Annotated in this window: 1 protein-coding gene and 1 pseudogene; both read left to right on the top strand. The window is 34.1% G+C overall.

What is annotated here, in order from left to right; all coding sequences use genetic code 11:
* Positions 1-711 precede the first annotated feature (711 nt).
* A complete protein-coding gene (locus tag RG963_RS16135; protein ID WP_310577302.1) occupies positions 712-2,307 on the top strand; it encodes a flippase in 1,596 nt (531 codons plus the stop codon).
* 1,069 nt (positions 2,308-3,376) lie between these two features.
* Positions 3,377-4,082 (top strand): annotated as a pseudogene (locus RG963_RS16130) (IS6 family transposase).
* The last annotated feature ends 166 nt before the right edge of the window (positions 4,083-4,248 follow it).

The following is a 4,248-nucleotide window of genomic DNA, read 5'->3' as shown; positions in this document are numbered from 1 at the left end:
TAATTGTCTCCTAATTGCCTGCAAAATGCAGGTATGTCTAAGAAATATGGCGACTATTAGTCAAATTTACCGACTATTTTAAATGAGTTTTTATAATTCTATTCTGACATACTTTAAAACGTATCAAAAACGATAACATAAGGCATATATTAAAACTGCCTATGTGTTTCTCTATGTTTTTTTGCATTTGATAGGCGGTTGTCGGTCAAATACCACATATTCCTATATGATGCAGAATAAAACATTGCTATAATCCTTGAAAAAGTTATGGAAAACTGCAGGAAAGAAGCCTAAAAAGCAGATAAATAGTAAAATTTAGGGAAATGTTGCTGTCATTTCCTGCAGGCCGGAACCTAGTAGAAGAGCACGGTTATAACTCGGATCCTGAGAGGCCTGGACCTGGCTATATCCTGGAGTTTGAATCTGTGCATTCACGAAGTGAAAATCAACATCACACATTTTTAAGCAAAAACGATCCTCAGAAAAGAGATATGTCGATTGGTGAAAGGTCTGCCAACGTTCACCAATCGACCTATATGACGAAAATTTTATTTCATGCACTGCAAATCCTGGTAGATGACTATTTATGGAATAAATTTCCAATCTATATTAAGCATTTCAGAATAAAAAATTAGTTCCTGATAACAGGCCTTATAGAGACTACCAAAATTTTTGCAAAAGTGGAAAGTACACCAGACTCTTGGAAAACACATGGTGGAGTGGAGACTATGGAGAAATTACAATGAAAAACACGTAAAAGGTGCTAATGTGTCAGTTAATAAATCGGTCAATCGGATTGTGACAGGCTCTGGTGTAATATTAGCAGGGACCTTAATTGGATTACTCTTCGATATTAATGTTAAAAGAGTTCTCACATCATATCTTTCTCCTGGTGATTTCGGTATATATTCCTTTGCCCTTACAGTTATATCGATCACAGGAGTTATTGCAACTCTAGGGCTTGGTGATGGAGTGGCAAGATACATTGCATACTTCAGAGGTAGAAATGAAGATCACAAAATTAATGAATTAATTACATCAGCAACAGTTATGGGTCTGTCTGCATCTGCAATTGCCATGATAGCCTCTCCGGCGTTATTCGAGCATCTGACAGGAAATGGATTTGATACACAGGGAGAAATTTCGGCCGTTATCAAAATTATGATATTTACGATTCCTGCAACCATTCTTTTGAATGTCGCAGTAGGAGTTTACAGGGGGTTCGATCGTACGAATGTAAATATGTACTTCAATAAACTCTTAAGGCCTCTGTCTCTGCTATTATTTTCTTTAGCTGCCGTGCACTTCGGTTTATCCTTTCATGGAATAGTGTTTATGGATTTGCTTTCCATTATATTCACATTTGGTGTAATGTCAGTTTACTTTATTAAAAAGCCCCCATTTGAACCGAAATTAAAATTTAAATTTAGCGAACCTACAAAAGAATTATTCAGATATTCTTTTCCTATTCTGATAACTTCGACTCTGATAAATTTTATGACCTGGACAGCTACTATAATGCTTGGCTATTTCAAGTCAGCTGAGGTGGTAGGAGCATATAATGTAGTATCTCCTCTGGTAGGTTTTTTGGCCATAATAGTCAGTCCTATGGGTTTTGTATATGTTCCTGTAGTGTCAAAGCTCTGGGGGGAAAACAAAACCGAATTAGTAGGGCCTATCTACCAGATAATGACCAAATGGTGCTTCTTGCTCACATTTCCAATCTTTGTATTGATTTTTGTGTATCCAGAGTATCTTCTTACGAATATCTACGGAGCAGATTACGCAAGTGGAGCTATGGTCCTTCGAATTCTAGCCCTAGGAGCTTTAGCAAACTCATACTTCGGGGTTAATTACCACACTTTAATGGCATCCGGAAATTCTGACCTACTTATGAAGTGTTCGATAGCCAGTGCAGGAATGAACGTTCTTCTCAACTTCTTACTTATACCTCAATATGGAATATTAGGAGCAGCAATTGCATATTCCGTATCGTTTTCAGCAAATGAAGTCTTCATGACCTTTAAAGTATGGAAAAATCAGAATATGCATCCTTTCACCTCAATGTACAGAAGACTAACTCTTATCAACATCTTCATAGTTTGGGTTATGCTCGCAGCCAGAAAGGCACTTATGCTAACTGGAGCAAACTGGGAATATGCAGCTTTTATCATTCTGTACTTTGCAATCATTCAGTATGCGAATATTTTGGACGAAAATGAGAAGAACATAGTAGGTGAGATCAGGAAAGGTATTTTTGATACAATTGGCGTCCGAATATCTTACATATTCAGAATACATGCATGATAAGCATAATTATGTTCCGTTGCAAAAACTTCAGAAAAAACATGTAAATCTATAAGTAATGAATAGTACCCATTTTTCACCAAAATTTCCACCATGGTTTATTACTCTCAGTGCTCTCCGGCAAGAGTTTCATATTTAACTTACTTGTTTCCTGAATTAAGCTCTGAATATGAACAGCTTGCTTTTGTGTGATTTCATTCAGCTGTGTAAGCTGGTCGTCCTTCTTGCCTAATTTGTCACTTATTAAGTCTATCTGCTTTCTCAAGTCCTCATATCATTTTATCATCTGCCTATGTGTTTCTAATACTTTTTTTATGTTTGATACCCACTCATAGAAGGAAAAAATATACCCATTTTTGAAAATGCTTTAAAAGACGTCGATTTTAAAAAATGCGTATCATAGTCTTTGGAATGAACTTTTACTAATTCGCATAGTTCTAATCAGCCGATATCGAAAATTTTCTTTGAGCAAACAAATCAGCTCGAAACTTAGGATTTTTCTTGCCTTTCTGGCACTTACATTAGTTGAAAATATCCCAAAAAGACAATAGAAAAGATACGGTTCCGTTGCAAAAATAATATTTCTGTAATTTGACACTATATCACCTTTATGTATCATTTTTGTCTAATGAAAATGATTAAATTTCTCAATTGTGATGTTTTTCACTAATTTTGTAAAAAAGCCAGATTTTTTGCACCAGAACCATAATTTAAGACTCGAGAATGCAAAATACAAGCAAATAAACTCAGTAAACACCTTCTATTTACCAGTATGATATGAAAGAAAACCGGAAGAGTTATTAATCAAAAGTTTAATTTTCGTTTTTGAAGTGTCAATTTCAGACAATAATGAAAACACTGAAAGCATGACAAATGCTCTCATAGAAATTACTAAATTACTTCTCATAATCTTCATAGTATGTGTAGCAGTCGCCGCCATATTCGCTGTCATAGTCACCACTATATAAACGATTTCCAAAACAGGGTTCTGGTGCAAAAAATCTGGTTCCGTTGCAAAAAATATCTGCTAGGGACATAATAAAATAAAAAGGAAATAAAAAGTAGTAATATGTCATCTAATTCCTTTAAATGGAAACACTTTGTAGGTGAAATTATCTTATTGAATGTAAGATGGTACTTAAAATACCCATTGAGCTATCGAAATTTAAAGGAAATGATGATAGAAAGAGGAATTCAAGTTGATCACAGTACCATAATGAGATGGGTACATCAATATTCTCCTGAAATCGAAAAGAAGATAAGAAGACATTTAAGACTAACAAATGATTCGTGGAGAGTTGATGAAACCTATATCAAAGTAAAAGGTAAATGGAAATATTTTTACCGAGCAGTTGACTCAAATGGTGACACAATTGATTTCATGTTAAGTGCAAAACGTAATAAAAAAAGCAGCGAAGAGATTCTTTAATAAAGCTTTGAGTTCTAATCATAATCAAATTCCAAGAGTAATAACCGTTGATAAGAATCCAGCTTATCCACCTGCTATAGATAAACTGAAAAATGATAAAATACTACCTAAAAACGTAGGCATTAGACAGATTAAGCATTTAAATAACATTATAGAACAAGATCATAGATCTATAAAGCGAATCGTTAATCCAATGTTAGGATTTCAATCTTTTCAAACTGCGAATAAGACTTTAAAAGGAATTGAAGCTATGAATATGATTAAAAAAGGACAAGTTGGTGTTTTAAATCGATGTGTTCTTGGTGAAGTCAATTTTATAAACAAGTTATTTGGAATAGCTGTCTAAATCTGGATGTTATCTTAGGAATATTCTGTCTTTTTATGTTCTTTGCCTTGAAACTAAATTTTTACTTCTATATTCTGATTTTTTGCAACAGAACCACAGTTTCAGTATTTAGCCTCTAAACTATAGATGTTGATTTGTTTTTACAAATATGTCAGAAGATTCAAAT

It is taken from the genome of Methanosarcina baikalica, from assembly GCF_031461075.1.
Taxonomy (GTDB): domain Archaea; phylum Halobacteriota; class Methanosarcinia; order Methanosarcinales; family Methanosarcinaceae; genus Methanosarcina; species Methanosarcina baikalica.
The sequence above is the reverse complement of the archived record's forward strand: the minus strand, read 5'-3'. Positions and strand labels throughout refer to the sequence as shown.

What these genes read in the sequence shown, in the direction of transcription:
- RG963_RS16135 (WP_310577302.1), top strand. Translation starts at nt 712, where the DNA reads ATGGTGGAGTGGAGACTATGGAGAAATTACAATGAAAAACACGTAAAA.